Annotated in this window: 14 protein-coding genes; 10 read left to right on the forward strand and 4 right to left on the reverse strand. The window is 44.8% G+C overall.

What is annotated here, in order from left to right; genetic code table 11:
• Positions 1-10 precede the first annotated feature (10 nt).
• Both KIH41_RS00590 and KIH41_RS00595 read left to right on the forward strand, forming a co-directional pair.
• On the forward strand, positions 11-2122 hold the full coding sequence (locus KIH41_RS00590) for a T9SS type A sorting domain-containing protein (protein ID WP_214161147.1): 2112 nt from the start codon (positions 11-13) through the stop codon (positions 2120-2122).
• An 81-nt stretch (positions 2123-2203) separates the two neighbouring features.
• Positions 2204-2731, forward strand: coding sequence for a CHRD domain-containing protein (locus KIH41_RS00595; RefSeq protein WP_214161148.1), 528 nt, complete (start codon positions 2204-2206; stop codon positions 2729-2731).
• Between the two features lie 16 nt (positions 2732-2747).
• Here KIH41_RS00595 and KIH41_RS00600 read toward each other — a convergent pair whose 3' ends face one another.
• Positions 2748-3986, reverse strand: coding sequence for a sterol desaturase family protein (locus KIH41_RS00600; protein WP_246538876.1), 1239 nt, complete (start codon positions 3984-3986; stop codon positions 2748-2750).
• 243 nt (positions 3987-4229) lie between these two features.
• Between KIH41_RS00600 and KIH41_RS00605 the strand changes: the two genes are divergently transcribed.
• The 4 genes from KIH41_RS00605 (at position 4230) to KIH41_RS00620 (ending at position 10218) form a co-directional block, all read left to right on the forward strand.
• Positions 4230-5435, forward strand: coding sequence for an ATP-binding protein (locus KIH41_RS00605; RefSeq protein WP_246538877.1), 1206 nt, complete (start codon positions 4230-4232; stop codon positions 5433-5435).
• 88 nt (positions 5436-5523) lie between these two features.
• A complete protein-coding gene (locus KIH41_RS00610; RefSeq protein ID WP_214161150.1) occupies positions 5524-8004 on the forward strand; it encodes a S9 family peptidase in 2481 nt (826 codons plus the stop codon).
• A gap of 212 nt (positions 8005-8216) precedes the next feature.
• Positions 8217-9497, forward strand: a complete 1281-nt coding sequence (locus KIH41_RS00615) for an MFS transporter (RefSeq protein WP_214161151.1) — start codon at positions 8217-8219, stop codon at positions 9495-9497.
• Position 9498: 1 nt separating this feature from the next.
• The gene (locus KIH41_RS00620; RefSeq protein WP_214161152.1) at positions 9499-10218 is read left to right on the forward strand and encodes a DUF2490 domain-containing protein; all 720 of its coding nucleotides are present in this window, start codon (positions 9499-9501) and stop codon (positions 10216-10218) included.
• Here KIH41_RS00620 and KIH41_RS00625 read toward each other — a convergent pair.
• Entirely contained in the window at positions 10199-12589 is a 2391-nt protein-coding gene (locus KIH41_RS00625; RefSeq protein WP_214161153.1) for an alpha-L-rhamnosidase-related protein, read from the reverse strand. The genes KIH41_RS00620 and KIH41_RS00625 overlap by 20 nt on opposite strands.
• Before the next feature lie 231 nt (positions 12590-12820).
• Here KIH41_RS00625 and KIH41_RS00630 point away from each other — a divergent pair, with 231 nt between their 5' ends.
• On the forward strand, positions 12821-13612 hold the full coding sequence (locus KIH41_RS00630) for an ATP-binding protein (RefSeq protein WP_214161154.1): 792 nt from the start codon (positions 12821-12823) through the stop codon (positions 13610-13612).
• 103 nt (positions 13613-13715) lie between these two features.
• On the forward strand, positions 13716-14291 hold the full coding sequence (locus tag KIH41_RS00635) for an HD domain-containing protein (protein ID WP_214161155.1): 576 nt from the start codon (positions 13716-13718) through the stop codon (positions 14289-14291).
• 792 nt (positions 14292-15083) lie between these two features.
• Here the strand turns inward: KIH41_RS00635 and KIH41_RS00640 are convergent.
• On the reverse strand, positions 15084-15884 hold the full coding sequence (locus KIH41_RS00640; protein WP_213945276.1) for a universal stress protein: 801 nt from the start codon (positions 15882-15884) through the stop codon (positions 15084-15086).
• A gap of 142 nt (positions 15885-16026) precedes the next feature.
• Here KIH41_RS00640 and KIH41_RS00645 point away from each other — a divergent pair, with 142 nt between their 5' ends.
• Positions 16027-16299 (forward strand): hypothetical protein, encoded by a 273-nt coding sequence (locus tag KIH41_RS00645; protein ID WP_213945275.1) that lies wholly within the window; start codon positions 16027-16029, stop codon positions 16297-16299.
• Positions 16300-16369: 70 nt separating this feature from the next.
• On the opposite strand, the gene KIH41_RS00650 is transcribed toward KIH41_RS00645, so the two are convergent.
• On the reverse strand, positions 16370-17164 hold the full coding sequence (locus KIH41_RS00650) for a 3-keto-disaccharide hydrolase (RefSeq protein ID WP_214161156.1): 795 nt from the start codon (positions 17162-17164) through the stop codon (positions 16370-16372).
• A 568-nt stretch (positions 17165-17732) separates the two neighbouring features.
• Between KIH41_RS00650 and KIH41_RS18245 the strand changes: the two genes are divergently transcribed.
• Positions 17733-19877, forward strand: coding sequence for an APC family permease (locus KIH41_RS18245; RefSeq protein WP_317194907.1), 2145 nt, complete (start codon positions 17733-17735; stop codon positions 19875-19877).
• Positions 19878-19890 lie beyond the last annotated feature (13 nt).

Here is a 19890-nt window from a genome sequence, read left to right on the forward strand (position 1 = left end):
AAATACTTGGATGCATTGGGATGGTGAAGAGTGGCGAGCTGCTACTCGGCTGCCTGGGAGGGAGGATGAGATTTATATTGAAGATAAGCATACTGTTAGATTAGTCAAAGATGAAGAGATTGGAAATGTTTTCATTTTTGCAGATACAGGCGCTGGTCAAAAGTTGACTTTAAATGGCAGTTCTCTTTTTGTTTATGGGACTTTAAATGCTTTCAAAGGTACAGCACCTGGGGAGCCAGGTGGTACTTGGAACAGTCAAAATTGGATTGGAAATAGTGTCGAGAGCAAGATTGTTTTTAAGGGAGAAAGTCGGACCATAATTACAAGAGGTGCCTGGAGTGGATTTAATACCAATAGTCGTTACACAGTTGTTTTTGACCCAGGCGAAGGGAAAACATTGACTTTAGAAGAGCCTTTTAAATCAATTGGGTTTACCATAAATTCAGGTAAATTAATTCAAACAGAAAACAGAGGCGTCACTCCAATTCGGTGTTCAACTTTTTCTGCAAATAATGAGGGACCATATGGAGAGGGGTTTGTAATTGTGAAAAATGGTGCAAGACTAATTTCTGATTGCACCAGAAATATTGCTTTTCGGTCTGACAACAATCCCATTGGTCAATTCTATATCGAATTAGGAGCGGAGCTCGAAATAACTCAAAACAACAATTATTTGCTGGCCAGTGACCTTCGGCTAGATGGCGAAATAATTTACTCCAGTCCCAATGGAAATCAACGACTTCTTCAAAATGGAAATCACCCCATCACTTCATATCATAGCCTCCAATTTTTAAATGCTTCCTCGAAAACGATAACTGACGAAATCAGTCTCACTGGAGATTTTTATTTTGATGGAGAAGGTCCCCTTTTGGATAACAACACCCATTACCGCCTCACCGGTCCCCAAAACCAAAACATTGACAGAAAAGGAAAACCAATTTCTGCGCTAACCATAGAAAAGCCAGTAGGTGAGGTGAGCTTTAATCACGATGTTGCCATTTCCGAAAGCTTCCACCACATTGGTGGAGACCTTAACTTCAGAGGAAATAAACTGGTGTTGGAAAAACCCGAATACCTCTATCTTTCCGGAAGTTGGAAAAGCCTTCAGTCCCTTACCTGGAACATGTTGGCAAACGACCTGAATGAGGCAAATGGCACCTTTCCATTTTATGATCTAGAGGTGAACGGCTTGCGGAGTTTGAAACTCTTGGGCAGCCCAGGGGTCACCACGACTCCTCTTAATATCAAAAATATTGAAATTCCCGGTGTCAACCACAACCCGGGATTTAACGATAATGATGGAACACCAATCCTGCATAAATTGAACAGCTATTATGAAATTCTTGCCGCACCAGCAGTCATGAATAACCTGACCATGAAGATCCGAGCAGATGAATTGATCGTGGTGGATCCTGATGACCTAAGGATTGTCAGCGATACCCATGCCGCCCCGGGAAACCATCAGCAGGGTGCGGATATCGGCTATTTTTTGGCCAAAAGGGACCTGAGCTTTGATGAACTTCAGAGTCAAACCTTTACCATTGGAAGTACTGGGGAGTTTTCAGTGTTACCATTGACTTGGCTGGATTTCCAAGTCAATTATCACAATCGGATGGTCGAGCTTAGTTGGTCCGTTGCCAAGGAGTCGGGCAATGAGAAGTTTGTCATATTGAGGTCGGAGGGAAATGCCAATAAATTTCAAGTGATAGGGGAGGTGCCCAGCAAGGGAAATTATGAAGGGGTAAGGAAGTATGCATTCACTTATGGGGAGAATAACTGGTGGGATTCTCCTGTTTATTTCCAGATCCAACAGGTTGATTTTGACGGGAGATCGACTTATAGTGAGATACGCATGTTGAGAAATCAGGAGTTTTCTCCGAATCTCCTCCGGGTCTACCCAAATCCCCATCACCACGGCCAGGTATTTATGGAAATTGCCGATGCTTCAGACAGTGGCACATTTAAGGTTTTTAACTCACTTGGACAAATACTTGCCCAGGGAGAATTAAATAGAGGAAAAACTGATGTAACGGAGAAGTTAGGACATTTAGTTCCTGGACTTTATTTTGTCGAGCTGGTGATAAAGAGCAAAAGAGAAGTTGTAAAATTCACAAAACAATAATTGGTTTAAAATTATCTTTGAATAATCCAAACGATTTGGGTTTTTGATGGTTATGTTATATGTATGACCAACTACACACCTATGAAACCAATTGTTCTGTTATTTTGCCTGGCCATGATAGCTTGTAGTACCAAAGAAGTACAATCAGTCGATGAGGAAGTTTTGACTTTTTCGGTGATGATGGTGCAGGAAAATGTGGCTACCACCAGTATGGGCGAAATCACTCCTGCCAGTGGAGGGGCCAAATTAACCTTGCTGGGAAATGAACTTACCGTAACCGGGGAGTTTGAAGACTTGAATATTCAAATGCAGGATGCCAGTGAAAGACCCCAAACTCCAGTGGTGCATATACATCCCGGACTTCCAGGGGAGGAAAACGAGTACCTTTACGAATTGGAGGTCAAATTGCATGATGAGGGGAACAGCGGTACCTTTTATGGTACTTTTGAACTTTCAGATGACGAGGTTGCCCTACTTGCCGATGGCAGACTCTACATGGACCTTCACACCCATCCACAAGGACCTTCTACCATCAGAGACCAGATCCAGATCTACGAACCTCAAGATTTTGAGACGTTCCTAACATCTGCCATGGTCTATAAACCGTAAACGTCCCGCAGGGACTTTAAACCTTCACCCCTACAGCTGCAGGCTCCGTACCTTTAACTGTAAAGAATGCCGTCATTCCGGCTGATAAAATCATGTAGCAGCCCACAACCGCCGTATACCAAAAACCTACATTTTCAGTGGCACCAAACCAACTGCCCATGTAGAAAATCAAGCCAAGACCTATCAGGGACTTAAAGGTTTCCAGATAGAGGGCAATTGGGTTCCTATCCATAAGCTCTGTGTAGCTGTAAACAGACAGCACCACAAATCCACCATAAATCAGCGCCCCGGTGAAACCAACATCCTGGATAAAGGCAAATAGATAGATCAACAGGAAGTAATTGAAAAGCAACTGCGCCCATGCCCATCGCTGAAAGCCCTTGGTGGATTTTTGCCCATATTTCTGGTAAGTGTAAGGGTCTTGTATGCTATCAATTGGAAATTTTTCCTTCATATCCTGAGGTCTCCAACCTGTAGGCATAAACCAAATCCTCAACTTATCCCACCAACTTCTGGCATAAAAGGCATCTCTCAACAATACCCAAAAATGTTGAAAGTTAATTTTTATGGGATTCCACGTCCGGGCTGGGCGAGAGATGCCATAGACGCAAGGAACTTCTGGCATTTCTTTTTGAAAAGTTCCAAACATCTTATCCCAAATAATGAAAATCTGGCCCAGATTCTTGTCCATATACTCTTTATTGACCGCATGGTGCACCCGGTGGTGGGAAGGGGTGACAATGATGTGCTCCAGAATCCCCATGTTGCCAATCAGTCTGGTATGATACCAAAATTGAAGGAATAGGTGCAAGGGAGCCACCGTGGCAATCACTTCCACAGGTACGCCCACAATGGCTGCAGGGGCCAAAAGGAAAGCAAAGTAGCTGAAGACCGTCGAAATTGTTTGCCTCAAACCACAGGCAAGATTGAACTCCTCACTGCTGTGGTGGATTACGTGGCGGTTCCAAAGAATGTTGATCTTATGCTCCCACCGGTGTTGCCAGTAACCCTTAAAATCAATGGCGACAAAGGTAATCACATAAACCATCCACACGTTTTCGATTTCAAAGATCGCCACTCTATCCACAAGCCATTTGTAGGAGAGTATAGAAACCGTGAGGCCCAATACATCCTTGATCACATTGGTAATCCCAGAGGAAATGCTCGATACAGTATCCAGATTATTGGAAACTTTTCGGCCCAATTTCCACTCAAAAAACTGCTCAATCAATATCATGAGGAGGAAAATGGGCATTGCAATATTTAAGACTTGGGCGTATTGTTCCATGGCGTGGTACCGTGCTGAAGACCAGGGTGTTTTGTTAAAATCAGGCTTAAAAGTTAAAAAGAATTTTTAGGAGTTGGAAGCAAGAGGACACATTTTTACATTTATGAGTTGAAGGTATAGCTTCAATAATTGTTTTATAATTAAAAAGTTGAAGATATGTCTTAAACTTTTTGTAACTTTATATAAAGTTTAAGATATAGCTTTAAGATAATGAATTTGCCTAAATCATTAAATAAACGTTCTGTATATTTAGAACGAGTTAAGCCTTTTATTGGAAAAGGCCTGATAAAAGTATTTTCTGGTCAAAGAAGGGTTGGGAAAAGCTATCTGCTTTTTCAAATAATCCAATTTCTCCAAGAGAGCGACCCTGATGTTCCCATTATTTATATCAATAAGGAGGACTTGGAGTTTTCCTGGATTAAAAATGCACAGGATTTACATGGATATGTTAAGAATAAAAAGGTCTCTGGTAAGCTCAACTATGTCTTTGTGGACGAGATTCAGGATATTGAAGGATTTGGAGATGCGTTGAGGTCATTATTGTTAGATGAGGAGTTGGACATTTATTGCACCGGCAGTAATGCCAATATGCTTTCTGGAGATATTTCGGGTCATTTAAGCGGCAGATATATAGAAATTATTGTTTATAGTCTATCGTATGTGGAATTTCTTGATTTTCATACGTTAGAAGATAATGGAGATGCTTTAGAAAAATACCTAAAATATGGCGGTCTGCCTTATTTAAAGCACTTGGAGCTGAAAGATGCAATAGTATTTGAGTATCTGAAAAGTGTTTATAATACAATTGTTTATAGGGATGTCATCAATAGATATGCGGTTAGAAACCCAGGCTTCTTAGAGCAATTGGTGTTATTTCTGGCCAGTAACACGGGTAGCTTATTTTCAGCCAAAAAAATTTCCGATTTTTTGAAAGCCCAGAAAATTAACATGGCTCACAACCTTGTACAGGCCTATACCGAGTATTTGACAAATGCCTTCTTGGTCCATAAAGTATCCCGCTATGATGTAATTGGAAAACGGCTTTTTGAAATCGGAGATAAGTTTTATTTTGAAAACTTAGGGATTCGTCATGGGATTTGGGGTTACAGATTAGAGGATAAGGGCAAAATATTAGAGAATGTGGTTTATAACCACTTACTTTTTAAAGGGTATGAAGTTAAAATCGGAACTCTGGGGAATGAAGAAATTGACTTTGTATGTCTATCCGCGGGTGAGACGGCTTATTTCCAAGTTGCCTTGAGTATTCATGAACCCAAAACCCTTGAGAGAGAAATCGGGAACCTCCAAAAGATCCCCGACAATTATGAGAAAACAGTCATTACGCTGGATAAATTTGAGGGAAACTCGGTAGAAGGAATAAAGATGATGGACTTAAGAAGCTTTTTAAAAAGTTGATTTTACCAAAGGCAAATTTACTTTTACATCAGCGGTATCTTTATTTTATCCTATTAGCCTTAGTTTAGGACTTGAAAAAATCCTAAATATGAAATATAGATTGTTGGGCATCGGGATGATGCTGCTTTCCTTTGGGGCATTCGGACAAGAAACGGCCTCTAAAGGAAATTACGAATTGGCGGCCAAATTCAGCCCCGATAAAGTCAAAAAAATGGTTTTTTCCACCCAAGTGGATCCTCACTGGTTGAAAAAGTCTGACCGGTTCTGGTACAGCTATGAAACCCAGGACGGCAAGTTTTATTATATAGTTGACCCGGCCAAGAAATCCAAGACCCCGCTTTTTGACAGGGACCAGCTGGCCATGGAGATTACCAAAGTGGTCAAAGATCCCTTTGATGGGCAGCATCTGGACCTTACCGGGTTAAAATTTCTGGATGATGAAAATACCATCAAATTCAAAGTCAAAAGCTCTGAAGAGGTTTTGAAGAAGGATTGGGATAAGATCAAGGAAAAGAACAAAAACGCCAAGGACTCTCTCGAAAACAAGGTTTTCACCTTTCATTATGACCTAACCACCAGGGAACTGACCGAAATTGAGGATGATAAGGAGGACAAAAGACTCGCTTGGGCCAATATCGCACCCGATTCCTCCAAGGTTGTCTTTGCCAAGCATCATAACCTCTATTGGATGGACAAGGAAAATTTCCTGAAAGCTGTGGAAGATGAAAAAGACAGCACCATCGTGGAGCACCAGCTGACTGAAGACGGAGAGGAATATTACGACTATGGCATCGGTGGCCGAGGTGAGGACAATGTGGACAGGGAGAAAAATAAGGACAAGCGAAAAAGAGCCATGGTGATGTGGTCGCCTGATGCAAAGCAGTTTGTGGGCAGCAGGTCGGACAGCAGAAAGGTCAAGGATCTCTGGGTCATCCACAATTCCAAAAACCCAAGACCGACTCTGGAAACCTACAAGTATGCCATGCCAGGTGAAAAAGAACAACCTCAGCAGGAATTGTTTTATTATTCTTTCACCTCTGAGGAGTTCCAAAAGCTGAACGTGGACACCTTTAAGGATCAGAATATAGGGTTATGGTCAGCTTCAAGGCCGAATAATACTAGAGATGATGAATTCAGGCCGGTGACGTGGTTAGGAGATGATGAGCAGTTTTTCTTTTCCATTACTTCAAGGGATTTGAAAAAAGTGGACATCGCTCGCTGGAACTTGAAAGACAACAGGAAAGAAATCATCGTAGAAGAAAGAAGCAACACCTACATCGATATCAATAAGCCTGAACTGGTAAATAACGGTACGGACATCATCCATTGGTCGGAAAGAGATGGTTGGGGGCACCTTTATCTTTACGGTGTGGATGGAAGCTTAAAAAGACAGCTGACCTCAGGGCCTTTTCATGTGGAAAAGGTGGAGCGGATCAATGAGAAAAACAAAAGGGTGTATTTTGTAGCCAATGGCAAGGAAAAAGGGGAGGACCCATATTATGAGCACCTTTACAGTGTGAGTTTGGATGGTGGAGCGATGACTCTTTTGAATAAGGGTGACTTCAACCATTCGGCAAATGTCAATGACAACGCCACCTATTTTGTCAATAATTACTCTAGAGTTGATGCCGCCCCGGTAGCAGAATTGATGGATGCCAATGGCAAAAAAGTAATGGACCTGGAGACCACCGATCTTTCCAGGCTATTTGCCGCAGGGTATAAATTCCCACAGCCTTTTACCTTTAAGGCTGATGATGGCATCACAGATCTTTATGGGGTAATGTATTTGCCATACGATTTTGATTCCACCAAAAGCTACCCCTTGATTCAATATGTTTACCCGGGTCCGCAAACTGAAGCCGTCAACAAAACCTTCAGCAAGAGCATGGACAGGGTGGATAGACTTGCCCAATTGGGCTTTGTGGTAGTTACCATTGGAAACAGAGGTGGCCACCCCGGCCGATCTAAGTGGTACCACAATTATGGGTATGGAAACCTGAGAGATTATGGGCTGGCGGATAAGAAAGCAGCTGTAGAGCAATTGGCTGACAGGCATTCCTTTATCGACCGATCCAAAGTAGGCATCCATGGGCATTCAGGAGGTGGCTTCATGTCCACCGCTGCTATGTTGGTGTATCCGGATGTGTTCAAGGTAGCGGTTTCCAGTGCTGGTAACCATGAAAACAACATTTATAACCGCTGGTGGTCAGAGAAGCACCATGGGGTAAAAGAGGTTGAAAACGGTGACGGGGAATCCAAGTTCATTTATGATGTGGAGAAAAACCCCGATCTGGCCAAAAACCTAAAAGGTCACCTGCTGTTGGTGACTGGAGATGTGGACAACAACGTCCATCCTGCCAACACCATCCGTATGGCCAATGCTTTGATTAAGGCCAATAAAAGGTTCGACTTTATCACCCTTCCCGGGCAGCGACATGGCTTCGGTGACATGACCGAGTATTTCTTCTGGAGAATGGGGGATTACTTCGTGCAGCATTTACTGGGAGATAATACTCCTCCTCCTGTGGACATGGTAGAGGTGCAAAGAGAGAAGGCGTTGACTAAGTAATGCGAATAATAGGTCACAGAGGAGTTTCACAGAGTTTCCACTTCGCGGATAAATATTAAAATAAAATAGTATTCGACCACTAATGTCGAATGACAATTAAATAATGAGAGAGGCTCAGAGATGGGTCTCTTTTTTTGTGAGCCTATGTAACAGGGATCACACTTTTGCCCAAGGGAAAAACTTAACTTTGCAACTGTAAAATTAAGAATAGCATGTCAAAAGTCGAATTGGGTCTTAAGGAAAATTGGAAGCAATTTACACTGCTGGTCATCATCAATGCTTTTGTGGGAGGCATGGTTGGGCTGGAAAGGTCCATTTTGCCTCAGATAGCCGAAGTGGAGTTTGGAATTGCCGCCAAGACAGCCATTCTTTCCTTTATTGTGGTTTTTGGAATAGTCAAAGCCCTGTCAAACTATTACGCTGGGGCCTTGGCCAACCGTTTTGGAAGGAAAAAGCTTCTGGTTGCAGGCTGGATTTTTGCCATTCCTGTTCCCCTGATCTTAATGTTTGCACCCAGCTGGAACTGGATCATTGCGGCCAATGTACTATTGGGGATCAACCAAGGCCTGGCCTGGAGCAGCACCGTTGTGATGAAAATCGACCTGGTAGGGGATAGGCAGCGTGGTTTTGCCATGGGGCTTAATGAATTTGCAGGTTACCTGGCGGTTGCAGTGGTGGCTTTCCTTACGGGGTATATCGCCAGTGAGTTTGGCGTGCGGCCTTATCCATTTTACTTGGGCATTGGCCTGGTGATATTGGGATTATTGGGAAGTATCTTTCTGGTAAAAGATACCCAGCACCATGTGGCTATGGAAACTCATGAAAGCTCCGTCAAAAAATTGAAGAACATCTTCTGGGACACCACCTGGAAAGACAAAAACCTGGGGTCAGTATCACAGGCCGGATTGATCAACAATCTCAATGACGGCATGGCCTGGGGGATATTCCCCATTCTGCTAGCCAGCAAAAACTTTTCCCTTGAGCAGATCGGTGTGGTAACGGCGGTTTACCCAGCTGTATGGGGGATAGGACAGTTGTTTACCGGGAAGATGGCGGATAAGTTTTGCAAGAAGGAAATGCTGTTTAAAGGAATGCTGTTGCAGGCATTTGCGCTGGTAGGCTTGGTGTGGGCTCAAAGCATGACTCAATTTATAGTACTTTCCTCGGTATTGGGCTGGGGCACAGCGATGGTTTATCCTACTTTTTTGGCCACCATTGCAGAAAACACCCATCCGATCGACCGGGCAAAAAGTATAGGGATTTTCCGCTTGTGGAGGGACTTGGGGTATGCCATTGGAGCAATTTTGACGGGAGTCATTGCTGACTGGCTGGGAATAGCCCACTCCATATTTTTCATCGGTGTTCTTACCTTTATTTCCTCAGCAATCATTAAATTTAGAATGTCCTGCGGGGAAAACAAGTCCGTTAAAATGCTGGATTGGTTGCTGCGCAGACCTACTCAAAACACGTTGGACAATTGCAAAACCCCATAACATGCGTGGCATTTGGAGCGTAGTACTTTTATCGATTTTCAGCATAAGCAAGCTGCCTGCACAGACGGTAGAACATGAAGGGGAGTTTTGGGGAGCCTATATTTCTTCCATCCGCGTAACCGAAAAGTGGGCGGTTTGGAATGACTTCCATTGGGCTACCACCTCATTTTTTGTTTCTCGCCATGGACTGACCTATTTCTTCAGCCCAAACCTATCTGCTTCCGGAGGCTATGCCTGGGTGACCACGGCTACTTCATTTTCAGAAAAGCTGATCCGTGATGAGCACCGGCCCTGGGGGCAGTTGGTGGGCAACTTTTGGTTGAGCAAGGAAGTCAGCTACCAGTTGCGTTTCCGGTATGATGCCCGCTTCAGGCAGAAGATTGAAGGGCAGGAAGTTTTGCAGGATAGGCTTTTTTACAACCGGTTGAGGTTTATGGCTACACTTCGTATTCCCGTCCACACCATTAATTCCCACACAAATGTGCAGCTGAGAATCATGGATGAGATTTTATATAATGCGGGAGGCCAAATCGACAACGGGATAGACCAAAACCGACTATATATTTTACCCACCTTTACTTATCGTAACCTTTCTGTATTAGCTGGCTATCACTGGAGGTTGATTCCTTCAAGTGGTCGTACATTAAACCGACACGGGCTTTCCTTTTGGGTAATTCATAACATGGACTTTAGAAAGCGGATCAATGAAAACTGGCAGTAATTCGTTTTCCCCTTGCATTCACATTTTCCGACTTTTCAGTTTTTTCCGGAGTCACCTCTTCACCATTTATGGTCCAGGTTTCATATTGCCCTTCGGGAAAAGAAAACTCGATCTCCCAGTCCTCCTTTTGCTGTAAAAGCTCAAGTTCCATTCCTTCCGTGGTCCGGGTGAATTTCAAACTTATCGCATTGTTGCCGATCTCTACATTTTCAATGGTGGCCTCTTCCCATTCACTGGGCATCTGCGTAGAAATAATCAACTTTTTTTGCCCTGCTTGGGGTTTTATCCCGAAAAACTGGGTCACGATCGGAACGGCATAACTGTACAAGTTCCAGGCCTGGGCCATCATGCCGTAATCCGGTGATACTTCGTAGATGGATCCAGGTAGGGCAAATCCAAATGAGCGGGTCATGCGCTGCAAGTAATCCAAAGCCTGGTCAGGTCTGCCGTAATTATTTTCGGCTATAGCCTGTACGCCCGTCGGCAAGGTCATCACGGCTCCAGTGTAGGAAAAAACCGTGCTCCCGGCAAATGCCCCGTCCTCCAGATCGGAAGAGTCGTCCCGGTCTATACCGGTGACGAAAACCCCAAACGGGTTGACAAACCTCGCACCCTTGTCTAGGGCTTTTATAGCCTTTTCCCTGTCAGCGATTCCCATTTCCATTGGCGTGTTGACCACCCAGTTGTGGAATACCACAAAGCCTTGTTTTTGGTCGGGGGGTAGGGCAGAAATTTTGCTTTTCATTGCTTTCAGTTCTTCTACCGCCCATGGTTTGTCGAGAGTGTCGGCTCTGATAATTGCGGCCTCTATCAGATGAAGGGCCTCGGAAGCCGTCCCGATGAAATCCGCATAGGAATTGGCCTCTTCCACCCAAAAATCCTCATTGATTTTTTCCCTGATCCTATCCGCCAGTCCTTGGTAATAAATAGTCTGCCGCTCGTCCTGGAGTTCCTCCGCAATTTTGGCGGCATCAGCAAACGCAGCTTGCGTATAGGTAGCCACATCAATCATCTCTGACTCCAGCCCGTGGATTTCCATCATGCCATATCCGTCAGGGAAAAGATTGCCATCTTCATCATTTTCCTCCATCAGCCAGGTCAGCCCATTTTGGATAGTGGGATAGTACTTTTCCAAAAAATCCCGATCACCTGTCCATTTGTAAACTTCCCAGATCAGGGAAACAAACTGTGGGGTCTCGTTGATGTTGCCGGGGTTAAACACCACGCCATTGGTACTGACCTCATGAACGATCCTGCCGTTTCCGTTTTCTTCCTCGGAAAGCTTGTGGAGCAAATCAATGGTGCTATAAGTCAAATCTTTTCTTCCTGTCGCAATAGCCCCCTGAAGCGTATATTCATTGTCCACCCCAAACCACCACGGGTAGTCGGGCATACCGGCTCCCAGACCCATTCCGATTTCAGGCACATCCCTAACCAGCCATTCCGTGTTATATTTTACCCATTCGAAGGCCTTTTCCAAATCTTTATCGGGAATGGTGATTCTAGATTTTAGGGCAATCTGCTCATAATGCTGTTTTTTTTCTTCCAAGTAAGTTTGAGAATTGTATAATAGGTCGTCATACGTGCCCAGGGCCTCTTCCAAAGAGGCGTAGGAGCCTGCTATTGATATGGTGAGGGTTTTAGTTTCCATACCATCAAGGGTCAGATCGTATATCAGGCTCGCTGCAGCTCCCTGTCCTTTTGGCTCATAATTGCAGTGGGGAGAGGCCCTAAGGTGCATTTGGGCGGGATTCTCACCCCCAAAGACCACATGCCATTCATTTCCCTCGTCCTGGGCGGTCCAAAGCTTCCGTTCATCATCAAATCTCAGCAGGTCCGGATGGTCAAACATCCCTGCTTTTTCCCCCAGCCAAACCGGTCTCAGATCCACATGTCCCGTAAATTCGAAACTTAGTTGTTTAGGGTTTTCTGAAAGGTTGGATAGGGTAAACTCGATGACCGCACCTTGCATTCCTTCTGGAACAAACTGGATTCTTTCAATTTCTATTTCTGGTACCGTGGTTTTGTAAACGTGTTTGTTTGCAAAAGGATAATTGATGAACATGTCGGCCCTGTCCAGGCAGAAAAACTCGTCTTCCAGTCCAACAGCGACGGTAAAGCCGTCCATAAGTTTGATGGGGTGGTTCCAGATGCCGCCCATTTCGCCTTCCACATGCCATCCTAGATCCGGGAAGGTGCCATCCTGGTAGCCAACCATGTACAGCCGGTCACCAGCAGTCACGAATGGGGAGGCCAAATATTCCTCCCGGCCCGGCAGCCCTTCTACATCCCTCAGGATATCGGCCAATTGCTGTGCCTCCACCGAAAAAATTGCAAGAGCCAGCAAAAAACTAAATAGGATTGTTTTCATAAGCTTAAGAATTACCCAATATACCCATTTTTCGGATCAGGTGAAAGTGGGTCAAATGGTGTCAAAGAGATGAATTGGCTTTGCAAGTTGAAAAGTTTTAATCGTATCTTCGTTCTGTAATCTCAACTTTTCAGCCTTTATTAAGTTAAACCACTTGGAGTTTAAAGTTTTCCCCTAGCGTTTTTGGGGTGTTTCTCGTATAGGCTTGACATTTATTTCAATTTTTATCTTATGGCAAGAATTAAATTCATCACCGGTCCGGTCGGATCAGGAAAGACCGTTTTCATTGAGAAAAACTTTTCTTCCTCTCCGGGAAATTTTGTGTTTGATCTGGCAAAAATTAGCCAGCAACTCTTTGGCCATTTCCAGGCTTTGGAAGAAATGGATGGAATCGTACAGATTTATAACCATGCCAGCGAGGAAGGTTTGTTGACACTTTTGGATGGGAAGACGCTGGTGGTTGAATATTGCACCAATAAGGGTTATGATGATGATTTTGCGGCATTGGTCAAGTATGCCCAAAAAACCGGGATATGTGTGGAAGTAATCCATATTGAGCTGGATGAAATGCTTGGTAGGGAAAGAATAGCCCAGGCCGATCCCCAGAGATACTTTTCTTCAGCAAAGCTGCGGGAGGAAACCCTAGAGGTACTCGAAGGCGTGATAGATTCCTTTGAGGCCAACCAAAATTTTGAGCTCATTTTGGAACTGGGAGGGGAAAATGGGTCTACCGTGTTTTACCGTTCTGGAGAAGAAGGGGAAGAAAGGTACTTTTACCTAACCCCTGAAATCAAAACTTTTGACTTTGAGCCGGACTTTGAGGTTGATAAACTTTCCGAAGTGAATTATCTCAAGACATTTCCGACATTTGAAAAAGCCCTAAATACCTTGATCTCTGAAGTTGGGCTGTTCCAGCTTGTCCCCCTGAAGGTAAATAAGGAATACAAAAAGGCTTTTCAGCAGGCTGTAAAGCGCAACATGGACAAGCCGCCCCTGCCCGAATGGAAGGCGATTCTGAATTAAGCTTTCCAATTATTGTAAAATTAGTTTTGGATTCAAGGGGATTGTGGTTAAATTGAAGATGTTTGGACTGCGTATATGTGTCCCTAAATTTTATGATCTGATTATGATTTTTGAAGCCATAAAGTTTGCCTGCCAAGCTCATGAAGGGCATTTTCGGAAAGGGACGAATATTCCCTACATCTCGCATCTCACCAATGTAATGAAGATTTTGTTGGAATACGGCTACGACGAGGAGGTGGCGGTGGCCGGCTTGCTGCATGACACCGTGGAGGATACCCCGGTGACTATTGAGCAGGTGGAGGCGAAGTTTGGAGCAAAAGTCGCCCATCTTGTCAAAGGAGCCACAGAACCCTCCAAGCTCAACCATAGGGAAGGGGAGGAAGAGGCCCCGTGGAAAGTAAGGAAATCCCACACCATTGATTATGTGGGCCGGGAGCAGGACGAGGCCATTCTGGCTTTGGCACTGGCAGATAAGCTTGACAACATCCGCGCCATAGCCCGCGATTACCGCCGCGTGGGAGATGCTATATGGGACCGTTTTAATGCACCCTATGAGCAGCAAAACTGGTACTACTACAGCCTGGCGGAGGCTTTCCTCAGCAGGCAGGAGGAATTTGGAGAAGAATACCGAACCCTCACTGAAGAATTCTCCGAAGCCGTGAGGGAAATGTTTCCTTGAAAAAGTACGAGGCGCAATGGATATTCCTATGCGGTTTAGCCCCCTCCGCCCCCTAAAGGGGGAACTAGATTACGTCCATTATTTCATCTATTTCATCCAAGCTCCCCTTTAGGGGCGGGTGGGTGAAACGGAAGTAAAACAATGGTTAAGTGAATTCTCATTAAACTGATACCCCATCCGAAGAGCGCAGCTCGAAGGGAGGGCTCCGAGAATCAGGACGTAAAATACTGGAAAAGCCTTCAAGTTACTCCTCAAGACGGCTTTGCCCTGCGGTGTACTTTGTACTTGGTACCTAGTACTTTGTACCCTTTCGTAAGTACGAGGTACTATATATAATCCGATGCGGTTTAGCCCCCTCCGCCCCCTACAGGGGGAAATATATTACGTCAATTTTTTAATATATTTAATCCAACATCCCCTTTTGGGGGGGTTGGTTTAAACGGATTTAAAACATTGGTTAAGTGAATTCTCATGAAACTGATACCCCATCCGACGAGCGCAGCTCGAAGGGAGGGCTCCGAGAATCAGGACGTAAACGTAAAATACTGGAAAAGCCTTCAAGTTACTCCTCAAGGCGGCTTTGCCCTGCTGCGGTGTACTTTGTACTTGGTACCTAGTACTCTTTGTACCCATTCGTAAGTACGAAATTTGAAGTACAAGGTACGATGGAAGGGTTGCGGGTCAGCCACGGAAGTGGAATAATGAATGATGAACGCCGAATGATGAATAATGAAGTTTACATCCGGCATCGGTCATCGGTCATCCGACTTCCGACACCCGACACCCGACATCTCACACCAAATGCTTCTCCGAAAAGCTAAGCAAAGGAACCCTTAGATCGGATTCCATTTTTTGAACCAGATCCTCTTCGAAAAGCCTGTCCAGGAAATTTGAACGCTCTTTTTCTACCATCACCACCAGATCATAGGGATGCACTTTGATGTGGTTGTGGAGCTCTTCATAAATGTTGGAGGCAAAAAACTGCTTGACGCGAACAGTGGGATAGGCGATTTTTTCCTGGAGCTCATCCCGATAATAATCAAAGAGATTTCCTTCTCCTTCTTCCTTGTGGTCTTTTACATGGACTACCGTGATGGCGGGTTCGTACCCCCTGAAAATGCCCAACAGGCTTTGAAGCGCCTGCACATTGGCTTTGTGGTAATCTAAGGTATAAAGGATTTCCTTGAAGTCCACATAAGCCGCACGCTTTGGAACGGCCATCACTGGTGATTTGGATTTCCTGATCAGTGTTTTGGTTGTGCTGCCCATGATAGTTTCTTTTAGAAGTCCCCCGCCTTTAGAGCCCACCACTACCAAGCCTGGTGCATAGAGGTCGATGACGCGCAGAAGTCCCTCCGAATTGGATTTGTGATCTTCCACCATGTAGTGGACTTTCATGGAAATGTTCTTCCCCCAAGAGTGGAACAGGCTTTTGAGCTTGGTGCTGGCTTTGTAAATGCTGGTATCGTCGGCCTTGGGCAAAATGTGAACCATAAACAGTTCCGCATCATGTGCCTCGGCCAAGCCTATTGCGAAAGGCAGGGCTCTTTCGGCATTTTCGGAAAAATCGGTAGCATAAAGGACAGACTTCATAAATAATGTGGTTCAAGTTTCTATAAAGATAATCAAATTAAGAAAGTGGAGAAACCCCTATGATTTCAAAAAAGACCATTAAAATGCAGTAGACGATAAAAAAAAAGATTTTTGCATCTAACTGTGAAAAAGTTTAAATTTTTTGAGTAAAAATGTAGCGGTGGGCACGATGATTGAAAGTATGCAGGTAGAATTTAAATGCCCCTTGGATATGAGAAATTTTAGCAAACATGAAGAACTGAAAGCCCGATTTTTAAATCAGATGGAAAGAACACGGGCAAAGGAGATTTCCAAAGGAATCAAAACCCAAATGATCAATTTTCCGCCAAAGGCCAAAAAGCTTTTGACTGAATATAAAAAATGGGTCTTCACACAAGATTCCAGTCAGGTAAGCGGAGAAGCTTTAAACTATTAAGTTGCCACCCTACATTTTTTTCGCCGGATTTATTTTTTGCATGTCTCCTTGATAGGAGATATGCCCGGAATTAAAGCAGCTCTTCCAGTTTGGCTTTTAGGCCTTCCTGATCGTCCATATAGCTCTCCAGATCATAGAGTGATACCCTTCTGAACTGCACGGGGTGGCTTTCACTTTGAAGGGAAATATACCCTTCTGTTAGCGGTTGCCCTTCTTCAAACAATTCGGCATTATGATTTGCCACATTGCCCCCTCCGATTTGAGGCTTTGTATAGCTCAATACTACCCTGTTTTCCAACCGGTGCTCAATGAGCGAATCCCCTAACACCAGAAATTCGGCTGTCACCCATTGGTCTCCATGATAGGTTTTTGAATGGGAATTGAGGCAGTGAGGGGTAAAAAGCTGCCCGTCCATTTCCACAAGGGTGCCGGGAGTGCAGAGGTTGCTGGTGGGCCTTTCATTTTCACCATCACCTCCCAATAGCTGGCCTTCGATGGAAACCGGAAAGTCCTGGTTCAAACCCATACTTTCTGCAGATTGGCCGTGCAGCATTACACCGCTGTTTCGGTAGGCCCATTCTTGACCTCCTGGAGCTTGTTCATCTACAAACCTGTACTCCACTCTTAGAAGGTAAGCAGAAAATGGTTTGTCATAAAACAGGTGGCCAAACTGCCCATCAAAATTGTCATAGCCATCATAGGAAACGGTCAATAGGCCATCTTCTACCCGAAAAGTTTCCGCATGGTTTTCACTTACTTCATGACCGGTGATCTTCACCGTCCAGCCCTCCAGATCCTCTCCATTGAAAAGCTCCTGCCATCCGGATTCCACAATTGAACCATCTTGTGTTGGGTTGCAGGCCATGTAAAAGGTTGAGGTAAGGATTAAACTAAAGAAAATTTTACGGAATGAGGTAGTGAAAGACATGTCGGGAAACGCTTAATGATTTTCTAAAATTGAAAATTTAAATGGGAAGAAAAAAATTTTCGGTTAGTGTCTCCATACTTTATCCGTATTTTTATAGGTAAAATAAAATTATTATAAAATTTTATCAATTTAAATTTGGTGAAATTCAATTGTCTTTGTAATTTTACTTGGATTGGAGAAATGATTTTTTCTAGCGAGTCGTGGCATTTTTCCAGAGTCCCGATAACCTCCCGACCCCCATTCGGGTCTCCGCCGACCCAAAGCGCAGTGGTATCCATATCACCATCATACCAGAATCATACTAGAACCGGACCCTGTCCATAAATCAAAAGATAGTGGGGCGGAGCAAGTGTAGGTTTTTTAGGGTAACGGGGTAAGTTTTATAGACCTCCGCTATAAATTTGAGGAGCGGTTTAGGGGAGTTGGGTTATGATTACTATTTTAGGAATTAAATCTTGATGCTATCAAAAATTCAACTGGGACATCCGATAGAAAATTAGGCACCATTGGAGGGGTATTCATACCCTCCCTTCTCACCATGATGGGGGTGATCATGTACCTGCGTTTGGGGTATATTGTGGGTAATGTAGGGTTGATTGGTACACTTACGATTATTTCTTTAGCTACTTTTATAATATTTCTAAGCTCTCTCTCCATAGCTACCATTGCAACCAATACACCGGTGAAGGGTGGGGGAGCCTACTTCCTTATCAGTCGCTCGCTGGGCATTGAAATAGGAGGGGCGGTAGGGATACCGCTCTATTTTGCACAGGCATTTTCAATTTCGTTTTATATATCGGGGTTTTCGGAAAGTATGATCTCCATATTTCCGGACTGGGATCCGCGATATATCGGAATGGTGACCATCTTTTTGTTGGGTTCACTGGCGCTGTTTTCTACCAATGCCACTATTAAAGCCCAATATTTCATATTAGCCATAATAGGGTTTTCCCTTTTGTCATTGTTTTTAGGAAGGCCAATGGAAGGTGTTGAGATAAAAATGTGGGAAACTCCAACGGGGTCTTCGGTGGGCTTTTGGCCTTTGTTTGCCTTGTTTTTCCCTGCCGTGACAGGGATCATCACAGGCGTTAATATGTCAGGGGACCTGAAAAATCCAGCCCGCTCCTTACCCAAGGGGACTTTTATGACGTTGGGGGTGAGTTATTTGATTTATATGGGCTTGCCGATCATTTTGGCCAGTAGAGCAGACACGTCCACCTTATTGCAGGACCCATTGGTGATGCAGCGGATTTCATGGTGGGGAGGTGCGATTATTTTGGGTTTATGGGGTGCTTCACTTTCCAGTGCCATGGGGGCGCTTCTGGGAGCACCGAGGGTTCTTCAGGCATTGGTGAATGACAGGATTTTTACCAAGCAGCTTAATATTCTCGGAAAGGGTGCGGGCTTGGAAAAGATTCCCCGGGCGGGTACCGTATTTACCATGGCCCTTACCATGCTGGCGGTTTATTTCCTTAATCTGGACATGATTGCGCCCATTTTGACCATGTTTTTCCTGACCACCTATGCGGTTTTAAACATCACGGCGGGGATTGAGAGATTTCTCAGGTCCCCATCATTTAGACCCAAGTTTAAAATCCACTGGTTTTTTTCTCTGCTTGGAGCGGTTGGCTGTATTGCCGCCATGTTTTTGATTAATCCCTTGGCGACCATTTCGGCCATGGTCGTGATATCTCTAATTTTCCTATGGCTAAAAAGAAGAAGGATGGAGGCCACCTGGGGAGATGTGACCCGGGGCATGTACCTGACCCTGATCCGCTATGCCATCATGAGGCTGAGCAAAGATGCCCACCCGAAAAGCTGGAGGCCAAATTTGCTGGTGCTCTCTGGTTCCCCAAACAAAAGGTGGAGGCTTATAGAATTTGCCAACGACCTTACACAGGCCAACGCCCTTTTTACCGTCAGCACTATCTTGCCTGAAAAAAGCGTGGGGCAGGATAAGGTGCTCAAATTCGAAAAGCAAATGAGTGATTACCTGCAGCGGAGGAATGTGCAGGCCTTGGTGCGGGTTATCAGGGCGGCAAACCCCTTTACGGGGGCAGCGCAATTGGTGGATGCCTATGGCTTGGGGCCTTTGGTGCCAAATACGATCCTGTTGGGGGACACCAAGGAGACCAAACATCATACGCCATACGCCAAAATGATCGACCACTTTCACCAGTCCAAGAAAAATGTCCTCATTGTTCAGGATGATGACAACAGGGGGTTCCGCCACCATCGGGTAATTGATATCTGGTGGGGAGGACTGAAAAGAAACGGGAGTTTGATGATCATCCTGGCCTACCTGCTCAAAAACACGCCGAAATGGTACCGCGCCACTGTGAATATCAAAATGGTGGTCGCATCAGAAGAAGGGCGAGTGGATGCCCAGAAGAACCTCGACGAACTCTTTTCCCAGATGCGGACAGGTTTCCAGTACCAGATTTTGGTAGCCAAAATTGAGAGTTTTTGGGAAATTCAGAAGAGGGAATCGGCCAACAGCGACCTGGTGATGATGGGGCTGGGCTTTTCCCGTGGGGGCAAAGGCTTCGAGGAGTACTACAGCAAGCTCAAAGAAAACACCGCCTCCCTACCCACCAAGGTCTTCGTGCTGGCCGCACAGGATATTGCATTTGAGGAGGTGTTGAGATAATGGGGTTGGGTTA

The sequence above is a fragment of the Litoribacter ruber genome (assembly GCF_018500185.1).
Classification (GTDB): Bacteria; Bacteroidota; Bacteroidia; order Cytophagales; family Cyclobacteriaceae; genus Litoribacter; species Litoribacter ruber.